At 19.6% G+C, this 2361-nt stretch carries 1 protein-coding gene; it reads left to right on the top strand.

What is annotated here, in order from left to right; all coding sequences use genetic code 11:
- Positions 1-353: 353 nt before the first annotated feature.
- Positions 354-2361 (top strand): hypothetical protein (locus tag ACHMP6_RS01225; protein WP_412097715.1); only part of this gene is annotated, 2008 nt, incomplete at its 3' end.

The raw sequence follows: 2361 nt of genomic DNA, 5'->3' as shown, positions 1-2361 counted from the left end.
CTCAAAACATTTATAAGATAAAATATATCTTAATTAGAAAGTCTTGAAAACCAATCAACATGCAAAAAAATTTATTATATTTTAATGACGTTTGATATATATTAAAAAAAACTGTCCCAAAATGAATGGAACATTTATATAAACTAAATAAAATTCACTAATAAAAAATAACAATCATAATTCCTTACCTAGGACATTAATATACAAATTCATCTTTCTGAAAAGAAAAATATTTAATTTCATATCAAAAACAACACACTAATATCAATAAAATATGATTAACATAATATTTTCCTCAAAACATTTATAAGATAAAATATATCTTAATTAGAAAGTCTTGAAAACCAATAAACATGCAAAAAAATAAAAAACTATTTTTACTCAATATTTTTTTAATTTTATTTATATTATGTTTTATGTATAATGTCAAAGCTAACAATTATAATTTTAAAGATTCTAATTATCAAACAGATAAAAAAGAAGAAAATTACAAAAATTATGAAAATTATATATCAGCCAAAAAATTATATAATCTTTTTCCTATTTTAAAAAACTATCCAAAAACATTTAAAAAAGTTATAGAAAAAATTTGTGAAGAATTTACACAAAAATCATATTATGAAATAGATAAAACAAAAATAAATGATACAGAATATCTTTTAAGTTTATTGGATAAATACGATTTAACAAACGAATTCCAAGATTTTTTATATCAAACAACTTTTGATAATAATAGACATATTTTTAGATTTATAGCTAACAATTATGATTATAAAAATTATAATAATTATTTAAAAAGTAAAAAAAATAATTTTCAATCATCTAATGATAAAAGTTGGTCTCTTTGGTATCCAAAAAATATATTATTTGTTTCTCATAAATATACTAGCTTTATAGTAGAACAATTACTGAAAATAGAACAATTATTAGAATTAAATGAAAAATTAGCCAAAGAAACAAAATTTAATTCTTTAACAGAAAAAAATGAATTTTTTCAAGATCAACAACAAAAAATAGATTCTTTATACCAAGAAATAAACAATTACAAAGATATAACAACAGAACAACAAAAAACCATTTATAGACAACAAGACGAAATACAACAAATAAAAAACAAATTATCTTCATTGCAAACAGACATGAACAATTTTCAAAAAGAAATAAATAATAAAAATGAAATTCTAAAAAACACAAAAAAAGAATTAGAAAACAACCAAAATTTATCAGAAAGAGAAAAACAAGAATTAAAAAAAAAATTAAAAAATCTAAATTTAGAAGTGATAAATTACAATAATTTCATAGTAAATCAATCAAAAGAAATAGTTCTTTTAACAGAAGAAAAAAACGAAATTCACCGTAATTTAATAAATAAACAAAAAGAAATTGAAAATTTAAATATCTTAAACGAAGAAGAAAAAAAATCATTAAAACTTCAAATCCAAGAGCAAAACATAGAATTAACAACAATAAATAATAATTTGGAAAACGCAAACAATCAAATACAAGATCTACGAAATAACATAAGCCAACACAAAATAGAACTGGCAGAAAAACAAAACCATATTTCTTATTTAGAACTTAAAGTAACAGAAACACAAAATATTATTAAATTAACTAAACATCAAATAGATTTAAAAAACAAAGAAATACAAGAAAAAATAAAAGAATTAGAAGAAAACAAAAATTTATCAGAAAAAGAAAAAAAAGAATTAAAAGAAGAAATAGAAGATTTAAATTCAAATATTCACGGTTTAAATGAACTAATAGCAACCCAAAAACAAGAAATAAACACTTTACAAGAAGAAAAAAACGAAATTCACCGCAACTTAATCTTCAAACAAAAAGAAATCGAAAATTTAAAAATTTTAAACGAAGAAGAAAAAAAATCATTAAATTTTCAAATACAAGAACAAAATATAGACTTAGAATCTATTCATAATGAACTTGAAAGTGCTAATATGCAAATAACAAACTTAAACAACGCTATTAATAAATACAAAGCAGAACTAGAAGAAAAACAAAATCATATAAAAAAATTAAGAAACAAAGTGAAACAAACACAAAACATTATTCAACAATCAAAAAAACAAATCGATGCAAAAAACAAAGAAATACAAGAAAAAAAAAAAGAATTAGCAGAAAATAAACGTTTGTCTGAAAGAGAAAAACAACAATTAAAAAACAATATCCAAACTTTAAATTCAGAAGTGACTAAATTAAATCAACAAATCACAAGCCAAAAACAAGAAATAAATAATCTAAAAGAAGAAAAAAAAGAAATTTATGAAAATTTAATTTATAAACAAAAAGAAATTGAAAATTTAAATGTTTTAAACGAAGAAGAAAAAAAATCATTAAAAC

The sequence above is a fragment of the Candidatus Phytoplasma palmae genome (assembly GCF_046896035.1).
Classification (GTDB): domain Bacteria; phylum Bacillota_I; class Bacilli_A; order Acholeplasmatales; family Acholeplasmataceae; genus Phytoplasma; species Phytoplasma palmae.
This window is presented reverse-complemented; position numbering and strand designations above follow the sequence as displayed.